This is a genomic window from Amycolatopsis sp. lyj-84 (genome assembly GCF_046549075.1).
In the GTDB taxonomy this organism is placed as follows: domain Bacteria; phylum Actinomycetota; class Actinomycetes; order Mycobacteriales; family Pseudonocardiaceae; genus Amycolatopsis.
In genome coordinates, this window is the sequence record NZ_JAJPWO010000002.1 from 183373 (window position 1) to 202468 (window position 19096).

At 69.2% G+C, this 19096-nt stretch carries 17 protein-coding genes; 12 read left to right on the forward strand and 5 right to left on the reverse strand.

Annotation, left to right across the window (positions count from 1 at the left end):
* Window positions 1-92: 92 nt before the first annotated feature.
* Both ACLJRM_RS06205 and ACLJRM_RS06210 read left to right on the forward strand, forming a co-directional pair.
* Complete coding sequence (locus ACLJRM_RS06205; RefSeq protein WP_410662535.1) at window positions 93-602, forward strand: hypothetical protein; 510 nt, start codon at window positions 93-95, stop codon at window positions 600-602.
* Window positions 599-1498, forward strand: coding sequence for a hypothetical protein (locus ACLJRM_RS06210; RefSeq protein WP_410662536.1), 900 nt, complete (start codon window positions 599-601; stop codon window positions 1496-1498). Before ACLJRM_RS06205 ends, ACLJRM_RS06210 begins: the two co-directional genes overlap by 4 nt.
* Here ACLJRM_RS06210 and ACLJRM_RS06215 read toward each other — a convergent pair.
* A complete protein-coding gene (locus tag ACLJRM_RS06215) occupies window positions 1495-2361 on the reverse strand; it encodes an alpha/beta hydrolase family protein (RefSeq protein ID WP_369862444.1) in 867 nt (288 codons plus the stop codon). The two genes, ACLJRM_RS06210 and ACLJRM_RS06215, sit on opposite strands and share 4 nt — an antisense overlap.
* Window positions 2362-2512: 151 nt before the next feature.
* Here ACLJRM_RS06215 and ACLJRM_RS06220 point away from each other — a divergent pair, with 151 nt between their 5' ends.
* Window positions 2513-3592: a J domain-containing protein gene (locus tag ACLJRM_RS06220; protein ID WP_410604639.1), complete on the forward strand. Its 1080-nt coding sequence runs from the start codon at window positions 2513-2515 to the stop codon at window positions 3590-3592.
* 104 nt (window positions 3593-3696) lie between these two features.
* On the opposite strand, the gene ACLJRM_RS06225 is transcribed toward ACLJRM_RS06220, so the two are convergent.
* Window positions 3697-6195: a M14 family zinc carboxypeptidase gene (locus ACLJRM_RS06225; protein WP_233224068.1), complete on the reverse strand. Its 2499-nt coding sequence runs from the start codon at window positions 6193-6195 to the stop codon at window positions 3697-3699.
* Between the two features lie 235 nt (window positions 6196-6430).
* On the opposite strand from ACLJRM_RS06225, the gene ACLJRM_RS06230 reads away from it, so the two are divergent.
* Both ACLJRM_RS06230 and ACLJRM_RS06235 read left to right on the forward strand, forming a co-directional pair.
* Window positions 6431-7108 carry a DUF998 domain-containing protein gene (locus ACLJRM_RS06230; protein ID WP_410662537.1) on the forward strand — a complete coding sequence of 226 codons (678 nt, stop codon included), beginning with the start codon at window positions 6431-6433 and terminating at the stop codon, window positions 7106-7108.
* Between the two features lie 113 nt (window positions 7109-7221).
* Window positions 7222-7875: a class I SAM-dependent methyltransferase gene (locus tag ACLJRM_RS06235; protein ID WP_410662538.1), complete on the forward strand. Its 654-nt coding sequence runs from the start codon at window positions 7222-7224 to the stop codon at window positions 7873-7875.
* Here ACLJRM_RS06235 and ACLJRM_RS06240 read toward each other — a convergent pair.
* Entirely contained in the window at window positions 7769-8425 is a 657-nt protein-coding gene (locus tag ACLJRM_RS06240; RefSeq protein WP_101606900.1) for a hypothetical protein, read from the reverse strand. The two genes, ACLJRM_RS06235 and ACLJRM_RS06240, sit on opposite strands and share 107 nt — an antisense overlap.
* Window positions 8422-8754: a hypothetical protein gene (locus ACLJRM_RS06245; protein ID WP_101606899.1), complete on the reverse strand. Its 333-nt coding sequence runs from the start codon at window positions 8752-8754 to the stop codon at window positions 8422-8424. The genes ACLJRM_RS06240 and ACLJRM_RS06245 overlap by 4 nt, the downstream gene beginning before the upstream one ends.
* A gap of 363 nt (window positions 8755-9117) precedes the next feature.
* On the opposite strand from ACLJRM_RS06245, the gene ACLJRM_RS06250 reads away from it, so the two are divergent.
* From ACLJRM_RS06250 to ACLJRM_RS06265, 4 genes are read left to right on the forward strand one after another with little or no spacing between them, the layout of a single operon-like run.
* Window positions 9118-10404: a helix-turn-helix transcriptional regulator gene (locus tag ACLJRM_RS06250; RefSeq protein ID WP_410662843.1), complete on the forward strand. Its 1287-nt coding sequence runs from the start codon at window positions 9118-9120 to the stop codon at window positions 10402-10404.
* Window positions 10404-11120 carry a hypothetical protein gene (locus ACLJRM_RS06255; RefSeq protein ID WP_410662539.1) on the forward strand — a complete coding sequence of 239 codons (717 nt, stop codon included), beginning with the start codon at window positions 10404-10406 and terminating at the stop codon, window positions 11118-11120. Before ACLJRM_RS06250 ends, ACLJRM_RS06255 begins: the two co-directional genes overlap by 1 nt.
* Complete coding sequence (gene dcd, locus ACLJRM_RS06260) at window positions 11111-11707, forward strand: dCTP deaminase (RefSeq protein ID WP_410662540.1); 597 nt, start codon at window positions 11111-11113, stop codon at window positions 11705-11707. Before ACLJRM_RS06255 ends, dcd begins: the two co-directional genes overlap by 10 nt.
* Complete coding sequence (locus ACLJRM_RS06265) at window positions 11691-12782, forward strand: thiamine-phosphate kinase (protein ID WP_410662541.1); 1092 nt, start codon at window positions 11691-11693, stop codon at window positions 12780-12782. Before dcd ends, ACLJRM_RS06265 begins: the two co-directional genes overlap by 17 nt.
* 453 nt (window positions 12783-13235) lie before the next feature.
* Here the strand turns inward: ACLJRM_RS06265 and ACLJRM_RS06270 are convergent, their stop codons facing one another.
* Entirely contained in the window at window positions 13236-16544 is a 3309-nt protein-coding gene (locus ACLJRM_RS06270) for a S8 family peptidase (RefSeq protein WP_410662542.1), read from the reverse strand.
* A gap of 215 nt (window positions 16545-16759) precedes the next feature.
* Between ACLJRM_RS06270 and fabG the strand changes: the two genes are divergently transcribed.
* The 3 genes from fabG (at window position 16760) to ACLJRM_RS06285 (ending at window position 19094) form a co-directional block, all read left to right on the forward strand.
* The gene (fabG, locus tag ACLJRM_RS06275; protein WP_101606893.1) at window positions 16760-17521 is read left to right on the forward strand and encodes a 3-oxoacyl-ACP reductase FabG; all 762 of its coding nucleotides are present in this window, start codon (window positions 16760-16762) and stop codon (window positions 17519-17521) included.
* A 3-nt stretch (window positions 17522-17524) separates the two neighbouring features.
* Window positions 17525-17977, forward strand: coding sequence for a MaoC family dehydratase (locus ACLJRM_RS06280; RefSeq protein ID WP_101606892.1), 453 nt, complete (start codon window positions 17525-17527; stop codon window positions 17975-17977).
* A 91-nt stretch (window positions 17978-18068) separates the two neighbouring features.
* Window positions 18069-19094 carry a phosphotransferase family protein gene (locus ACLJRM_RS06285; protein WP_101606891.1) on the forward strand — a complete coding sequence of 342 codons (1026 nt, stop codon included), beginning with the start codon at window positions 18069-18071 and terminating at the stop codon, window positions 19092-19094.
* Window positions 19095-19096 lie beyond the last annotated feature (2 nt).

Genomic DNA, 19096 nt, shown 5'->3' on the forward strand with positions numbered 1-19096 from the left:
AATACCCCCGAACGGACCAATCCGGGACGTATCAGGGAGCCGTCATTCCGCGTCCTTACCCAGAAGGACGTCTTCCAAGGACGGTGAGGTCCATGAAACGGCTGTTCAGCGCGGCGATGGCGATCGCCGCCCTCGGGTTCGCGGCGGGTTGCGGCGGAGCTTCCGCTCCCCGCGACACCGCTCCGGCAGACCAGACCACTGGCGGCGTGACGACGGAGATCGCCCCGACCGCGTCGGCGGGCTCGACGTCGTCCGCGTCGTCCGGCGGGGGCGGCGGTCACACCGAGGATTCGAAGCCGCCGGGAGTGCCCGGCAGCCCGATCATCTACGACCACACCCGCCTCGGCGCCGCACCCGCGATCGCCCAGTCGGACATCCAGGGCGACATCAGGAAGGCCTGCGGCCCGAACCTGTGCGGCGTGAAGGTCGTCGTCGTCGGTGAGGGCGAGTGCACCGCGAGCATCACCCAGTCCCCGGTCAAACCCGGCGGGACGGTGACGATCAAGGCCAAGGCGTGCCCGCCCGAGGTCACCGAGGAGACCACGACCTCGGAAAGCCCGGCGTCCACCAGCGAGCAACCCACCGAGACCACGTCGGGATGACCGCGCGGCGCGGCCTGCGGCGGCCGGCGCCCACGGCCGCCGAGCCCGACCCCGGGCCGCCACAGGCCCTCAAGCTGGTCGGTGCGGTACTGGCCAACACCACGCTGCTCACCGCGCTGCTGTACTTCTTCGGACTCGTCGAGACGCAGGTGCTTTTCGCGTACTTCCGCGTGCACTACACGCTTCTCGCCCAGACCCCGGACGAGATCTTCGCGCGCGGCGTCGACGGGTTGTACCTGCCGCTGGCGGGTGCCGCGGGGGCCGTGCTCGGTTTCGTGATCGCCGTCCGGATCCTGCGGTTGCGGCTGACCGAGCGTGCGTGGGCCCGGCTGCTCCGGATCTGCGCCCCGGTCGCGGCCGGACTCGGTGCCCTGCTGGTCTGCGCGACCGTGTTCGTCACGCTGAACCCGGAGCCGTTCCGCGACCGCCCGGGCCTGCCGGGACTCGGCTTCGCACTCGGCGTGCTGATGCTGCTGTTCGCTTGGCGGCACTGGGCTTCGGCGCTGCGATCGAGCCTGCTGGAACTCGTCCTCGGGTACGCGCTGGTCAGCATCGGGCTGTTCTGGGCCGTCAGCGACTACTCGGCCGCCATCGGCGTCCGGCGCGGATTCGAGGTCGCGGCGCAGCTCCCCGCACGCCCCGCCGCGACGCTCTACAGCGCCGAAAGCCTCAACCTCACCTCCGGCGGTGTCCTCCAGGTGAAATGCGCGGATCCCGACGCCGCCTACAAATACCGGTACACCGGGCTGAAACTACTGCTTCAGTCCGGTGGCCAGTACGTGTTCGTGCCGTCGGACTGGCGGGCGAACAGCGGTGTCGCGTTCGTGATCCCCAAGACCGACAAACTCCGGCTGGAATTCGGCCCCGCCCGGTCGGCGCCGCCCGCTGGTTGCTAGCCCAGGTGGCGCACCAGCCATTCGGTGACCGCGTCGTCGACCACCTTCGCGATCGGCAGCTGCGGCGCGGGTTCGATTCCCGGTTCTTCGGCCAGCGGGTGCGCGAGACCGGGCACTCCGGTCAGGCGGACGTCGTCCGGCTCGGCGTACTGCCCGCGCAATCCCTCGACGAGTTCGCCGGCGTCCGTGCGGAAAGCGGGGAAATCCTCTTCGCCGCTGACCACCAGCAACGGAACCTGGGTGTCCCTGGCCGAAATTTCACCCGATCGTGCGACGAAGTCGAGGCGGTCCGCCGCCTGATCCGCCTCGTCGTTCCACGGATAAGGCTGCTCCAGCATGCCTTCCACCACGCCGATCACCGAACGCGCCCGCACGGCGGGGTTGATCAGGGCCGCCGCGCGGACCGGGATCTCCCGCGTGGTCAGGATCGTCAGCGCCACGGCGCCACCGAGCGAACCGCCGACGACGGCCATCCGGGACGTGTCGAAACCGAAGCGTTCGCGCAGTTCGGCCAGGGCGGCGGGGAACTCCAGCGCCGCCTGCGCGGCGATGGGGTCGATGTAGGCGAGCATCGCGTCACGGACGGCCCGCTCCACGAGCGCGTCCATGCTGCCGTCGACCATTCTCGCGCCGCACAAGGGCATTCCGAGATACACGCGCCACGCGGGCACCCCCGCCAGCGGCAACGCGGCCGCGAACGCGGCGTCGGAGCGGGGCGCGTCGATCATGTGCCAGGCGACGACCACCGGCGCGGGGCCGCTGACCTCGGCCGATGGCGGCAAGACCGTGAACGGCACCCCCGCGGCCGTGCCGGTAATCGGTTCTTCCACGGCTGTCCTTCCTCGTACGCTGTCGATCTCCACGATATCCAGGACGCGCCGGAGGCGGACCTCGTTCCGCCACAGGCGAAACAGTATGCCCGCGAGGTCACCCCGACGCGCCGCGGAGGTGGTTGCGGGCGACCGGCGGCGGCCGAATAGTGTTGCGGCCCGGCCCTTTGGAGGTGAACCGCCCGTGCCAGCTGTCGATTACTACGAAGTGCTCGGCGTGGGCAAGGCCGCCTCGGTCAACGAGATCAAAACCGCGTACCGGCGGCTGGCGAAGTCGCATCACCCGGACGCCGGCGGTTCCGCGCTCACGTTCCAGCTGGTCCGCGAGGCTTACGACACGCTCAGCGATCCGCTGAGGCGCGCGGGCTACGACGCGGGCGGGCGCTCCGTGCGCGCGCCGATCCGGCCGCGGCCGAGACGTCGTTTCGGCGACGAACCGGGCTACGAACCCGAACAGGTCGTGATCGATCCGGACGACCTCGAATGGTGGGAATTCGCCGCGCAGGACGAGCGCGTGCGCCACGGACGGCGGCGCGGCCCCGGCCACACCCCGGTCGTGGCTGCGGTCGGCGGGATGGTGCTGGTCCTGCTGCCGGTGCTGACCGGCGTCGGCTTCTCCGCGCCCACGCTGATCATCTGGCTGATCCTGACCGCCGGAACGGCCCTGCTGGTGCAGCGGCTCGCTCGCGGTTACCTCGCCGCCTCCCGCGCCAAGAACCGGTTCGCCGCCGAGTTCGGCGGGAAGCGCGTGTTCGGCACCCCCGGCACCGAGACCGACGAACTCGCCGAGCGGCTCACCGCCGACCTGCTCGAGCGCTATCTGACCCGGCTGCCCGGCGCCCGCATCTTCCACGGCCTCTCGTGGCCGGACTCGGTGTTCGCCGACGTCGACCACGCGGTGCTGTGCGGAAAGCGGCTCGTGCTCATCGAATCGAAGCTGTGGCTGCCGGGGCACTACGAAACCGGGGACGACGACCGCCTGCTGCGCAACGGCCGTGCCTTCCGCGGCGGCGGGAGCAGGCTGACCGAAAGCCTCGCCGAGTACCGGCGGATCCTGCCGGGGGTCACCTTGCGCGGGGCGATGATCGTGTACCCGAGCCGGACCGGCGAGATCACCACCGAGCACGACGATCCCTCCCCCGCACCGCCGATGACGCCGGAGCAGTTCCTGCACGAGATCGGCGGCTGGCTGGCGGCGGAGCCGTCCACTGTGGACTCACCGACGATGCGGGTGGTGCGCGACCGGGTGGTCGGCACCGTCTGAGGTCCGGGGGCCGAAGGGGCCCTTCACCTCGTCTTACGTGACGAAGGGCCCTTTCCCCGCATCGTATGCCGGGAAAGGGCCCTTCAGCCCGTTGCAACTACTGATTACCGGCCCGAGCGCTCCTTCTTGGCGCGCGCGGAACGGGTGCAGACCTCACCGACGTCGACCGTCTGGCCGCGGTCGATGTAGACGTCCGCCAGCCCGACGAGCTTGCCCTTCGGCGACGTACAGGTCAGCTGGTACGCCTCCTTGGGGCCGTAGGTCGGCGGGATCGGCGACTGGAACGACACTCCGCCGGTCCAGTCGTCCACAGTGGACGGGTTGGCCTGGGCGAAGTTGACCAGCACGGCCCGGTAGTCCCCGGCGGGCGGGTCGAACAGGGTCGCGTGCTCCTCCGTGGTCCCGCCGTTCGCCGACGACGACACCATGTTGCCCGCGGCGTCGAAGACGTACAGGTCCCAGTCGGTGTCCGGGCTGGCCCACTTGACGTCGACGCTGAACTTCCCGTTGTCCACCTTGGGGAGCCCGTCCACGTGGAACGTGAAGCTCTCCGAGGCCGGATCGGCCGGGTAGTTGGTGTTGATCGCCGGCACGCCCGCCGGGTTCGCCACCGCGATGTTCGCCTGCGCCGGGCCCTGCGGCTCGCGGCCGTAGCGGCCCGCGACGTAGGGCCTGGTCGACGGGTTGATCGACCACGCGAACCGGCCGCCGGTCGAGGACAGCGACGAGTTCAGGTTGTCGGTCACGTAGATCGGCGGCTTCGTCGAACCGTCCGGCTGCACGACCGGCGACGTCGGCGTCTGGAACGTCTTGTGCAGCTTCAGCTGGTAACCCTTCGGCGCCGTACCGATCAGCGTCGAGTGGGCCGCCGGGTCGGCGGTGTTGGCCAACATGTCGATGAAGGCACCGCGGTTGCCGCCCTTGCCCGCGCCCGCGGCGGGGGCGACGCCGGTGTACTCGGCGACGACACCGGCCTGGAACGGCGGGTGGAACTCGGTGTTGCCGATCTCGAAGGTGAAGCCCCAGCCACCGGTGGCCCAGTACGACCAGTCCTCGGTCGAGCCGGTCGTGTCGTAGAGCGCCCACGACGGCTGGCTGGTGTACCCGTTGCGCGAGGCCATCTTGTCGCCGAGGGCCTTGTACGCCGGCTCGTCGAGCGGCGGGCGGACGGCGGCGACACCCGGGACACGCAGCACCAGGTTGGAGAAGGTGTGCAGCGTGATCAGGTTGGTCACCTGGCGGTTGGACACGATCGAGCGGATGTTCTGCGTCTCCGGCTCGGAGAACGGCCCTGCCCCGCGGAAGGTGTCGTTGCGCCACACGGTCGACGCACCGGCGCCGCCCCAGAAGCCCGCGTAGTTGCGGTTCGGGTCGGTGCCGCGTTCACGGCCGCCGGGGTTCGCCTTGCAGACGCCGGTCGCGAACTCCTTGGGCGAGTCGTTGACGTTGCAGTTCTTGCGCTTCATCTCGTAGTCGAAGCGCGAGAAATCGCCCTTGGGCTCGGCTTCACGGGAGATTTCGAAGCCGTCCGGGTTGACGATCGGCACGACGATGTTGCGCGTCCGGCCGACCAGGCCGCGGATTTCGGCGTTGTTGCCGGTGTAGCCCTTGACCAGTTCGTGCGCCCATTCCATGGCGTGCTCGCCCGCGGGCCACTCCCGGGCGTGGTGCACGCCCATGGTGAAGTTGACGGGCTTGCCGTCGGCGATGTTCTTGACGTCGCTCGCGATCTCGAGGCCGATGACGTCGCGGCCTTCCCAGGTCGGCTGCGGCAGCGTGAACGCCGTGACGAGCTTGGGGTTCTTGCGGGCCAGTTCCTTGGCCTCGAACTGGTAGTCGTAGAGGTGCCGGTAGCTCGTGCGCCCGGACGGCAGCGTGGAGCCCGGCGTCTTCGCGGCGTACTCACGGTCGGTCTTGGCGTTCTGGATCGACCGGGCCGAGAGGTCTGCGTCGACGACCTTGGACTTGAAGCCGTTGTCGGCCAGCGTCTTCCGGTCGGCGTCGTTGGCGAGGACGACCTCGACGCCGGTGGCGTCGGCCTTCTCGGTGACGTCCAGGCCGAGCCGGAGCAGCTTGTCCTTGTCCTGCTTGGCCGGGGTCTCGACCCGGACCAGTTCGGCGCGCTGCGGCGGGGGCACGGCGCCGGTCGGTGTTCCCTGCGGCGTGAGCGCGAGGAAGTCGACACCCAGGACCGCGTCGCGTGTCTGCCCGTCGTACCGGCAGGTCTGCACGACCAGTTTCTGGTCCTTCTTCACGAAGCCTTCGGCGAGCTCGTGGCTGCGCAACGCGGCGGACGCGGCGACCACGGCGCCGGTGGCCTTGTCGAAGACGGCGAGGTCCCAGTCACCCTCGTTGCCGCCACGCGGCGCGAGGCGTGCCTGGAGCAGACCGTCTACAGTGGACGTGAACTCCCGGCGATCGGTGCCGGACGCACCCGGCTTCTGCAACGCGGCGAAACAGGACCGTGCCACGGCCTGGTTGGCTCGCACGACGTTGTCCGCGGCCCCCGCCGTCGTGGCCGACGGAAGTGCCACGAAGGTGCCGGCGAGCACCAGTGTCGCCGCCGTCCATCCCGCTCTTCGCCGGTTTGGTGAATACCCCACAGACTGACCTCCTTGGACAGTCCGGTGACCGGGTGAGGTCACCGGTAGCGAGACCCTAGACCCGGGACCCCACCTGAGGGACCCGCCACAAGTCGCCTGCACCCCTTTCGGCCCAACGATCTCACCGACCGTGCCGGAACGATCACCATCACGTGCGCCGTAGAATGGGACTTTCCTGTCGATTCCGACAGGTCGGCCTAAGAAAACCTTCAGGTTGGGTGGTTACCTTTCAACCATGACGACGTCCCAGGTCACCGCCAGATCCCCGCTGGCCCTGTTCGCCGCCGTGGTCTCGGTCGCCGGTGGCGCGCTGCTGATCCTGCTGTTGCAGGTCCTCCCCGCCACCAGCGGCATCAGCCCGGTCCGCCGCACCATCAGCGAATACGCGCTGAGCGAGAACAAGTGGATCTTCGACGTCGCGGTCCTGCTGGTCGCGTTCGGTTCGGCGATCGGCTTCGGCGCGCTGATCCGCCGCAGGCACCTTCCGGCGCTGTCCGCGGCGTCGGTCTTCTGCGCGCTCTGGACGTTGAGCCTGGTGGTGATCGTGGCGTTCCCCAAGAACAACTGGGCGATCGGGCCGAGCGCAGGCGGGACCGTGCACCGGATCGCGAGCGTGGTGGCCTTCGTCTGCCTGCCGCTGGCCGTGTGGTTCGCCGCGAAGGCCGTCTTCCCGTCCTCCCCAGCGCGCCGCGCGGTGACGCGGGTGCTCGCGGTGGCGGCGCTGGCCTGGTTCGGCGTGATCCTCGGCGCGATCGTGGTGTCGATGAACGGCGGCAGGCCGTGGTGGCAGGCGATCCCGCTGGGGCTGGTCGAACGCGCGATGGCGCTGACCGGGCTGATCGCGCTGGCGTCGCTCCTGATCCCGGCCCGGGTGGTCGCCACCGAGCCCGAGACCTTGCAGGTCGTGTCCTGACCACCGGAGGCCTCGCCAGGGGATGGGACGAAGCCGCCGAGGGGTACGAGGCCTACTACGTCCCCCGGTTCGCGCCCTGGGTCGCCGCAGCGGTACGGGCCCTCCCCCAGGCCTTGCCCGACGGCCCCGTTCTCGTCCCCTGCTGCGGGACCTTCCCGGAACTGGACCTGCTCACCGAACGGCTGCCGGGCCGCGAAATCATCGGTATCGACCTGTCTGCGGGCATGGCCGCGCTGGCCCGGCGGCGGGCGGCGGGCAACCCGCTCGTGCGCGTCGTCGAAGGCGACGCCTCGGCACTCGACCTCACGGCCGCGGCCGTCGTATCGGTCTTCGGCCTGCAGCAACTTCCCGAACCCGACGCCGCGCTCCGATCCTGGGCCGGCGCGCTGAGGCCGGGCGGATGGCTTTCGGTCGTCTACTGGCCACACAGCACCGAGCCGGGCGGGCCGTTCACGGTGCTGTCCGACGTCCTGCGGGAGCACGTCCCCGCCGGGGACCGCTCCTGGGAAGACCGGCTCCTACCCGCGCTGGAGGACGCCGTACTGGAACAGGACGAGCCGCTGTCGTTCCCGATGGTCCATCCGGACGCGGACACGTTCTTCACCGCGCACACCCGCTCCGGCCCGATGCGGCCGTTGGCGAACGCGCGCGGTGAAGCGTTCATCGCCGCGCTGCGCGAGGAATTCCTGCGACGTGCCCCGGCAGGGGAATGGCGACATCGGCCGCTTGCCCGGCATATCGTCGCGCGGGCGGCAGACCGGGCGTGAGCTCGAAGCCGTCCTCGTCCGCGTCCTTGCGCAACCGCGCCGTGCAGACCGAAAGGTGCACCACGTTGGCCCGCTTGTGATGGCGGTACACATGGACGTCGGTGGCGAAGCACGCCGCGGCGAGGAGCGCCCGCCGCTGCTCGATGCGCTCGTAGCCGACCCCCGCCGGGCAGAACAGGGTGACCTCGACTTCGTCGCCCCTCGGTTTGGTCCACAGGATCACCGGCAGCTTGCCGTCGAGCGTGCACACCCGCGCCCGGGCGAACCCGGTCCGCAACCGGTGCTGCACGACGACCGACCGGAGCCGGTCACGAACGAAGCGTCGCGCCGATTTCCAGTAGAACAGCCAGTTGACGACGCCGAACAGCACGACCGCGGCCCAGATCGGGCCGACGGCCTGGAACAGGGAGAACAGCGCGTACGGGACGACGATCAGCGCGCCGATCTCGTACCGCCAGTGATAGAGGGCGGTGAACGGGTTGGGCCTCCTGACCACCGTGACCTCTCTGGCCAGTTCGGCGATCGCCTGTGGTTCCTGCCAACGGTTCATGACCTTCCTCCTGTCCGTCCGGCGGTGTGCTCGGCGGCCACCGCCGCCGCGGGAATGGAGCGGACGACACCGACGCCGGCGCAGTCCGGGCAAACGGCGTCCTCGTAGGGCCACCACCCCGTGCCCCCGCACGGTTCGCACGCGTGCACGGTGTCCCAGCGAGGGTCGCGATAGACGCGTCGCCTGCTTTTCGGTACGCGGGTCACCTGCCAGCCGCGCTCGGCGGCTCTGGCGTCTTCGCCGGTCGCGAAAAGCCATTCGTGGAAGCGATCGGCAAGTCGATCGAACCAAGTTCGGGATGCTGACGTGTGGTTCTCGTGGTGGGTCATGGGGTTCACCCCCGATGCTGCGAAGCGCGGACTCGGGTCGGCACACACGACGCCTACTACGGCATTCGTGTGGCCCGCAGACGGCTCGAGCCGGTTCGGATGCGCAGCGTCACATTCAGATGGCTGACAGCATCCGCTTTCCGGTCGCGCCCGGGTCATACCGGCCCTGGTCGCCGGGTGGGTCACGAACGCCGGGACCTGGCAGAACAGGTCCCGGTGCGGCATTTCGCACGTTGTGACACGACGTTGACCAAGGCGCCATCACGGTCCGATTCGCTTGCTGTACTCTCGCCGTTGTGTGCACGTTCAGTCACCGCCCTACATTGCCTACCAGAGGTAGGTAAGCCCGTGTCTAGTGCCTACATAAAGCCTACATCGACTGGGGACCAGCCGGTAAGCCCTGATGCGGAAACCGTTACCGCGTCGGGTGTCGGCCGTGAGCTGCGAAGGTTGCGCAAGGCCACGGGCGAAACGCAGGCGGAGACCGCCAGGGTCATCGGGGTCACCCGGGCGAACCTGACCCAGTGGGAGACCGGCAAGTACCTGCCGTCCGCGCACAACGCCCGCCAGCTCGACGACCACTTCCGTGCCGCGAACGCGCTGGTCACGCTGGTGGAAAGGGCCCGATCACCCCAGGACCACACCCCGCCCGCGATCGGCGAAGCGGGCGCCGTGGACACGTCCCGTTCGCTGCTGCAGGTCTTCCACACCGTCGGCGCCAAACTCGCCGGGCACCTGATCCGCGACGCCGAGGGCAAACCGCTCGGCTGGCGGCACAACCTGCAGAAGAACACCGGCCCGAAGGCGCTGAGCACCGCGTACGGGATCAACGCGATGCTCGTGGTAGGCGATCCCTACATCGACCTACATACGCTCGCCGAAGATCTCTACGCACTGCAGTCGGAGCACGGCTGGCGGGGCCGCTCGGGCGGCAAGCGGCCGGAGACCACCGCGTCGGTGGTGGACGCGCTGTTCCGCACCAGCACCATGTCCGCCGACGAAGGGCTGGGCCTGCTCGAGGGGTCACTCGACCCGTACAGCAGGACCCGTCCGTACCTGTTGTCCGCCGTGTTGCACACGGCGGTCCGGCTGCGGCCGGACGCCCCGCTGACCGACCGGCTGATCGACGCCCTCCTGGCGGCCCGGCTCGACTTCGACGGCTCACAGCTGTGGCCGGAGAAGAACGAAGCAGGCCTCGTCGCCCCGGAGGCTTCGGTGGTCCACACCGCGCGATCGGTCGTCGCCCTCCGGGACGTTCTGCGCAGCCGTGAAGATCGCAACGACGTCCGGGACGCCGCCGACGAAGCCACACAATGGCTCATCGAACGGTCGCACTCGGACGACGGCGTGGCCGAAGATCTCGAGAGGCCCCGCCCCGACGGTGAAGGAACCACCCGGATCATCATCCGGCACTTCACCGCCGCCTGGGTCGTCCAAGCACTCGCCACCGCCCCGCTCCTGCCACTCCCCCGGCTCAACCGGGCGCTCGGAACCCTCTGGGAGCGCTATGACGCCGAACAAGGGCTGTGGGCCTGGGGAAGCGGGGATCTACCCATCTGGCAGACGCTCGACGCCGTCACCTCCCTCCGCGCGGCCGCGCTCGCCGTCGCCGCGCCCCCGCTCAGTCCTCCAGGAACCCCAGGTACTTGATGATCGACACTCCGCCCGCGTTCCTCCGCGGTGTCACCGGCACACGACCCGGCGACGGCGACGCGGACCTGCCCTGGCTGCGCTCGGTGGCGCACCGGATCCAGGACGCTCCCGGTACTTTCCTTTCGTGGCTCGAAGAAATCCTCGATGACGAAGAAGCCGTCCGAGCCGCGGCGAAGCGTTCCTACTGGCACCCCAACGGGTTCGCCAAAATGGTGCTCCATGCCTCCGCCGATTTCCGGATCCGGCTCCACGTCTGGCCGGAATCCGCGGAACCGTCCCGTGGCGAATCCAATCCGCACAGCCACCGGTGGGAATTCGCCTCGACCATCATCGCCGGTGAAGGCCTGCACATGGCCGAGTTCCGCGAAACCACCGAGGGCGGGAAGGCGCACGACCGGTACCGCTACGGTGCCGATCCGGCGAACCCGGCCGCCTTGCTCGCGGACGGCGAAGCCCGCCTCGAGGTGGAGAACACCCCGAGCGTCCGGCGCGGCGACGTCTACTCGTGCGACACCGCGATCGTGCACACCGTCCGGCCGATCGACGCGGGATTGACCGCGACGGTGGTGATCCAGGGCCCGCATCGCACCAGCACGACCGTCGTCTACTGCGAACCCGGCCAGACCGAAGACCAGCCCAACGGCGAACTGACCGAGACCGATTTCCGGCTGCTCGTCGGTTCCGTCGCGAAAGCGGTGGCGTCATGCCGTTGACCTGGCCCGTCCATCGCCGCGGAGTGCTGACCGACAAGGCGATCAAACGCGCGCACCGGACCGGGGAACTCACCGTCACCCCGTTCGAACCGGACCTCGTCCGGCCCGCCGCGATCAGCCTGCGGCTCGGCGACGAGGCGTTCGCGCTGGACTCCAACGGCACCGTCGACATCGCCGACAGGAGCACCTATCCGGACCTCCGGAAGAAGGAACTCGACGCCGACGGCAGGCTGCGCATCGAACCCGGCGAAGTCGTTCTCGCGCCGACACTGGAGAAAATCGGGCTCTCGGAGAAACTCGCCGGGCTCGTCGACGGTACGAGCGACTACGCGCGGCTCGGCATCAGCGTCGTCCTGTGCGGTCAGGTCAGTCCCGGTTTCGGCCGCGAGAAGGGCGCCGTGCTGACCCTGGAGATTGTGAACCACCTGCGGCATCCGGTACTCCTGCACCCCGGCACGCGGATCTGCAACCTCATGCTGTTCGCCACCACCGGCAGCGACCAGCCCTACGGCACGCTGCCGCACAACTACTCCAGCGACCACTCCGTGGCCCCGTCCCGATTGGCGGATCATGTCGGGCGTAACTGACCTCTCGCCCGTCGGCGACCACGTCCGCCTCGGCGACCTCGGCGAGCACGCGATCCTGGAGCACCTCCTGCGGCCGCGCTACGGCGGTGTCCGCGGATTCGGTGACGACTGCGCCGTCCTCGACGCCTCGGAAGGGCTTCGCGGCGAACTGGTCGCCACCACGGACAGCTGCCCCACCCCGCTGGTCACCATCCTGGGTGAAACGGATCCGTATCACGCGGGCTGGCTGCTCGCGACGATCAACCTGTCCGATCTCGCGGCGGCCGGCGCCACCCCGCTCGGGCTAGTCGTCAACTACACGCTGCCGAAGACCACCACAGCGGGCGAGTTCCGGCGGCTGCTCGACGGCGTGGACGACTGCACCGCGATGCACGGGACCAAGGTCGTCGGCGGCGATCTCCGGGACGGCCCGGTCCGGCAGCTCACCGCGACCGCGATCGGCCGGTGCGTCCCCGGGAGCAGGCTCGGGCGCGCGGGCGCGGAAGTCGGCGATCGGCTGCTGCTGGTCGGTTCGCCCGGCTACCTCTGGTCGTACGCGTTGCTCGTCGAAGAGCAGGCGCGGCTTCCCGAGTCCTTCGTCGCCGAAATCCGGAAACGTGCCTGCCGCCCGATGGCGCAGGTGACCGCCGGGAGGACGCTCGCCACGGCAGGGCTGGCACGCGCGGCGATGGACGTGTCCGACGGGCTTTTCCCGACCGTGCGGTCCCTTTGCGGCGCCAACGGCCTCGGCGCGCGCGTCACGACGGACATCCATCTGGACGAGGCGCTCGTCGACGTCTGCAAGCAGTCGGGACTCGGCCGGTTCGAGCTCGCGCAGGCTTGGGGCGACTGGACGCTCGTGGTCGCCGTCCGGCCGCAAGACGTCGAGCTCGCCAAGAAAACCCTTGCGGGGGAAGGCGTCGCGGCGCAGGAGATCGGCACTCTCGTGCCCCGCGAGGAGGGCGTCTCGCTGGACGACGGTGAGACGACCGAGCTTTGGGAGGGGATCGCGCAGGAGCGGTTCTCGCCCAGTTCGTGGCACGGCGGCGACCTGCCGAAGCTGATCACCGAGGTCCTGGGCAGGCGCGCAGGCTGAACACGCTCGTGAGTGGTGAGGACGGTTAGAGCGGGCCGGTGTTTGCCTAGCTATGCGTGACCAGGGCGAAGGTGTGGTGCGGTAGTCGAGGGGGTCGGTCCGGTCTCGGAGTTCGATGACACCGGAATCTCACCGCGACAGGTTCGAGTGTGGAGGATTCGGGACGTTGAACGTCCCGAATCCTTCATCGTCGAGGGGTCGCTCCGGTCTTGGTACTTGATCAACGGAGGATCGGGGACACTCAACGTCCCCGATCCTCCGTTGATCAAGACCGTGGTCTCGCGGATGGCAGTCGAGTGGGGAAGATTTGGGACGTTGAACGTCTCAAATCCTCCCCACTCGCCCACATCGGCATCCAGAACAAAGCCCCACAAGCTCACCGAGATGACATCAGGATCCAGTGGGCAGGCAAATACCGGTCCACCCGAATCGCCACTCACGAGCTGGTGTCGCTTACCGCAGGCGGTAGGCGTTGATGATCGTCTGCGTCACCGAACCACCGCCCGAATCCGTCGCGGACAACCGCAACGAGACGAAGGGCGACGAACTGAACAGCGGCGCCACGACGAAGGCCTGCCGGTGCTCACCGCTTCCGACGACGGGCTGCCGATGCCAGCTCTTGCCCCCGTCGAAGGAGGCCTCGGCGGTGACCTGCCGGACGGTGCCCGTCACCCCGGCGGGGCGCTGGACCTCGATCGGCACGGCGAGCGGCAGCAGACGCCAGGCGTCGTTGGCCGAGCCGAGCGCCGGAGTGGCCCTCAGCGCCATCAGCGGAAGCGGCTTCTCGCCCGCAGCCCGTTGCGAGCGGAACTTCCATGACGTGACCACGTTGGCGGACAACTCGGCGTTGGCGCCTTCCGGCCGCTTCGCGTCGATGGTCAGCGTGTACTCGCCCGCTTCCGGCGGCACGGTGAAGGTCACCGGGCCGTTGTTCGGCCAGAGGTGGCCTGGCACCCGGGGCACGGAACCGATCTCCTTGCCGTCCCGCACGAGCCGGGTGGTGCCCTCCACCGCAGACAGGCTGACGTGGTCACCACTGGCCGCGAGCAGCGGGAACAGGAGACTGAGGGTGTCCCCGTCGCGCACCGTTTTGGTCAGCTTCGCCAGCGTCGGGCCGACGACCGCGCGGTTCCAGTCCTCCCGGGAGCGCTGACCCGCCCGGTACTCGACGCCTGCCGCCGTTTCCTCGGTGTCGCTCCAGGTTCCGTTGGTACCGAGCCGGTCCACGAAGAGCCGCTTCAGCCACCGGATCTTCCCGGTGCTGTAGAACTCTTCCCGCGTCGAGGGCAGCTGGGCCTGGGCGGTGAGGAACCAGGCGTTGCCGAGGGCGACTTCGTTGTCGTAGGGCGACGGCAGCACGTGCAGGTTGCCCCATTGCTTGCCGGTACTGGCGTAGCCGGCGTTCACCTTGGCCAGTTCGTGGTCACGCACCCGGTAGGCGGAGACGTCGGGAACCCTGCCGTTGCTGGGGAATTGCAGGTTGTACAGGTAGGGGCTGTTCTCCGACCTGCCTTCGCCGGTCTGCTTGCTCAGCATGGTCGTGACGAGGAAGTCGAAGTCGGGCACGTTAGTACGGGTGGGGGCGACGTAGGAGTACTGGACGTCGTGGAAGAGCCTCGGCTGGTACCACGAATGGCTCGTGACCCCCCGGCCCGCGATCTGTTCGGTGAAGGCGACGATCTGACCGTTCGAACTGGCGTCCCGGCGATCGGTCCGCACCGTCACGGGTTTCGCCAATCGCCCGTCCAGCACGACTTCCCGGTCCCGATCGAGCACGAAACCCGGTTCCGCGACCAAACTCGACCCCGGCGACTCGGAGATCTCCGAGACGAACAGGTACCGGCCCTGCGGCAACCGGATCGGACCTCCGCCTTCCTGCGCGACGAAGATCTTCATGTCGCCACTGTCCAAATTGGTCACGATCAGCAAGCCGCTCGGCCCCTGCGGACCGGGGCCGTTGCCCTTGCGGTCGAAAAGCTTGACGTCGGCCGAAAAGACCTCACGCTGCAGGTCCGCGCCGATCAGGCTGCGTACCTCGACACCGTCGGCGGAGGTGGCGAGCAGGGTGCCGCCGTAGGCAGCGCGGGGCTTCTGCCCGGGGTTCACCGTGATCGCCGCCGTCGCGGTCCCGCCCGCCGGCACCGTGACCTTCGGCCGGTCCACCGTGAACAGGCCGTCGGCCGCCGCTTTCCCGTTCTCGTCGCGGACGTCCAGCCGCAGGTCGAGATCGACGGGCCGGTCACCGCTGTTGCGGTAGGTGATCTCGCGGGTCAGCGGTTTCGGGTCGGCCGCCGGGACGGTGCCGAAGGCCACCGTGGTGACGTCGGCGTGCACCCGCTGCTCGACCGCCTTGGCGAGGTCGGTCCGGCCCGCTCCCTGTTGGAAGACGGTCGGCCCTTCGGCCGGTTTCGCGGTACTCGTGAGCCCGGCCTTGATCTGCTCGGGACGCCAGTCGGGGTGCTGCTGGACGAGCAGCGCCGCCGCTCCGGCGACATGTGGCGTCGCCATCGAGGTGCCCGACATCGGCTGATAGTCGCCACCCGCCTTCACCGCGACGATCCCCACGCCCGGCGCGGTGATCTCCGGCTTGACCGCGTTGTCCCCTCGTCGCGGTCCCTTGCCGGAGAACGACGCCAGCGCGTCGGCCCGGTCCACCGCGCCGACGGTGAGGGCCGCGTCGGCGCTGCCCGGTGAGCCCACCGTGCCCGCTCCGCGGTCCCCGTCGTTGCCTGCGGCGATCACGAACAGCACGCCGTTGTCCTTGGTGAGACGGTTCACCGCCGCCTCGAGAGGATCGACATCCTCGGTGTCATCGCCGCCGAGGCTCAGGTTGATCACCTTGGCGCCCTCGGCGACGGCCCACTCCATGCCGCTGATGATCTCCGACCAGCCGCCGCTGCCGTCGTCCCCGAGCACCTTGGCCGCGAGCAGCCCGGCGTCGGGAGCGACACCCTTGAGCCGCCCGGCGGAAGCCGTGCCGGAGCCCAGGATCGTCGAGGCGACGTGGGTGCCGTGACCGTGCCGGTCAGTGGGGTCCCCGCCACCTGAGAAGTCCTTGGCCGCGACCACCTTGCCCGCCAGATCCGGATGCTTGCCGTCGACACCGGTGTCCAGCACCGCGACCTTGACGTTCTTGCCGGTGAACCCGCTCCGCCACGCCTCGGGCGCACCGATCTGGGGCACACTGCGGTCGAGATTCGCCTTGACCTTCCGGTCCAGCCACACCTTCCGCACCGAAGCCGCGCTCGGACCGGTCAAGGCCGACCAGAACTCCCCCGCGCGGTCCTTGGGCTGGGCGAACGCGGTCGCGCCGATACTGTCCAGCCGCCGCACCGCGGTCGCGCCCGCGCCGGCCACCGCGCCGTCCTGCTGCACGATCAGCGGCAGGGTCGGCCGCGCGCCGTCGTCGTAGCCGTCGGCGAGCAACCGGTCGATCCGGAACAGCCGCTCGTCCAGCACGCCCTTCGCCACCAGCGGGAGGGCGTCGGCGGGGAAGACCGACCAGCCGTTCTTGTCCTGGCTGCGCTGGAATCCCATCCGTTCCCGGCCGGGTCCCGGCTGCACCGAGAGCGCGGGCACGTCCCCCTGACGCTCCTGCACGGTGATCCGGTCGCCGGTGATCAGCGTGAGGGTGCGAGGCCCCGGCATCGCCGCGTTCTCCGGCGGTGCCGGGTCGGAAGCGGCCTGCGCGGTCTGTGCGCTGGTCACCCCGAGCATGGTCACCAGGAGCAGACCGGCCAGGACATGGGCTCTTCGGCGCATGTGGCACCTCCGTTTGCACTCGTATCGGTGCGCCGAGGCTTTCGGAAGTGCAGGTGGGAGCGCTATACGTCGGGGCCGATCAGGTCACCCAGAATAGCCGTTCGGGCACGCCGTGATTACGGTCACATGCGGGCTAATCCCCCGCATGTCTACAGACCGACCGCTTAGTACGGCAGACTCCCTTTCACTTCAACTCGACGACGAGGAGCAGACCCGTGACCGAACACCCCTCCCGCGTAGCGATCGTCACCGGAGCAGGCCGAGGCATCGGCGCGGCCGTGGCCAAGCGCCTCGCTTCCGACGGGTTCGCCGTCGGCCTGCTGGACCTCGACGAAGCGGGCGTCAAGCAGGGAGCCGAGGAGATCGTCGCCGAGGGCGGCAAGGCCGTCGGTGTCGCACTGGACGTCAACGACGCCGCGCAGGTCGAGGCGGCGGTGACCCGGGTGGCCGAGGAACTCGGCGCGCCGACCGTGCTGATCAACAACGCCGGCATCACCCGCGACAACCTGCTGTTCAAGATGACCGAGCAGGACTGGGACTCGGTGCTGGGCGTTCACCTGAAGGGGTCGTTCCTGATGACCCGTGAGGTGCAGAAGTACCAGACGCAGGAGAAGTGGGGCCGCATCGTCAACCTGTCCAGCACTTCGGCGCTGGGCAACCGCGGGCAGGTCAACTACTCCGCGGCGAAGGCGGGCATGCAGGGCTTCACCAAGACCCTCGCGATCGAACTGGGCAAGTTCAACGTCACCGCGAACGCCATCGCCCCCGGCTTCATCGCCACCGACATGACCGCGGCGACCGCCGAGCGGATCGGCATGTCGTTCGAGGACTTCAAGGCCGCGGCCGCGTCGCAGATCCCGGTCCAGCGCGTCGGCACGCCCGACGACATCGCCAACCTCGCGTCGTTCCTGGTGAGCGACGGCGCCGGATTCATCTCCGGGCAGGTCATCTACGTCGCCGGCGGACCGAAGGACTGAGTCATGCGCGAATTCGCCTCCCTGCAGGAGTTCGAGAACGCCGTCGGCGAGCACTTCGGCTACAGCGAATGGCTGACGCTCACCCAGGAACGGGTGAACCTCTTCGCCGACGCCACCGACGACCACCAGTGGATCCACGTCGACGTCGAGAAGGCGGCCGCGGGCCCGTTCGGGGCGCCGATCGCCCACGGTTTCCTGACGCTGTCGCTCATTTCGGGCTTCGTCGGGAAGCTCTACCGGGTCCACGGGCTCAAGATGGGCATCAACTACGGCCTCAACAAGGTCCGCTTCCCCCAGCCGGTGAAGGTGGGATCGAAGATCAGGGCGGGCGCCGAACTGGTCGAGGTCACCGACGTCACCGGTGGCAAGCAGGCCATCGTCCGGTGGACGATCGAGATCGACGGCGAGCCCAAACCGGCGTGTGTCGCGGAGATGGTCGTCCGGCTGATCGCCTGAGGAAGTGACCTCCGGCACCTCGCCGGACCTCCCCTACCCGACATACCGACTGGTCGGTACTGTAACCGGAAAGCGAGACGCTGGAGGCACGATGAACCAGTCCGACCTGCCGGGCCTCGACCTGGCCAGGCTCAAGTCCCATCTGGACGAGCACCGGCCGGGTCTCGTCGAGGGCGACCTGAGCGGCCAGGTCGTGGAAGGGGGCCGGTCCAACCTCACCTACATCGTGGGCGACGGCCGGTCCCGCTGGGTGGTCCGCCGCCCGCCGCTGGGCCACGTCCTGCCGACCGCGCACGACATGGGCCGCGAGTTCCGGGTGATCTCCGGCCTGCACGGCACGGCCGTCCCGGTGCCGGAAACCGTGCTGCTGTGCGAGGACACCGACGTCATCGGCTCGCGGTTCTACGTGATGGAGTTCGTCGAGGGCACGCCCTTCCGCTCGGACACCGAGCTGGCCGCGCTGGGACCGGCCAGGACGAAGGCCATCGCGGACGAACTGGTCGACACGCTGGTCGAGCTGCACGCTGTCGATCCGGAATCGGTGGGGCTGGGCGATTTCGGCCGTCCGGAGGGCTTCCTCGAACGCCAGTTGCGGCGCTGGAAGAAGCAGCTCGACGGCAACCGCAGCCGCGACCTCCCCGGCGTCGACGAACTGCATGAGCGGCTCGCCTCGACCGTGCCGGTTTCGGGCAGGCCGTCGATCGTCCACGGTGACTACCGGCTCGACAACGTGCTGGTGAACGCCGACGACCGGATCACCGCCGTGCTGGACTGGGAGATGTCCACCCTGGGAGACCCGCTGACCGACCTCGCGCTGCTGGTGGCCTACGCCGAGCGGGACAAGGTGTCACTGCAGTTCGTGTCCAACGCCAGTTCCGCGCCGGGGTATCCGCGCAACGACGAGGTCATCGCCCGGTACGCCGAGCGCTCGGGCCGCGACGTCTCCCGGCTCAACTGGTACGTGGGCTTCGCCTTCTTCAAACTCGCGGTGATCCTGGAAGGCATCCACCTCCGCTACAGCAAGGGCCAGACCGTCGGCGCCGGGTTCGACGGCATCGGCGCGGGCGTCGTCCCCCTGATCGCGCACGGCAATGAGACTCTCAAGGAAGAGGGATAGAG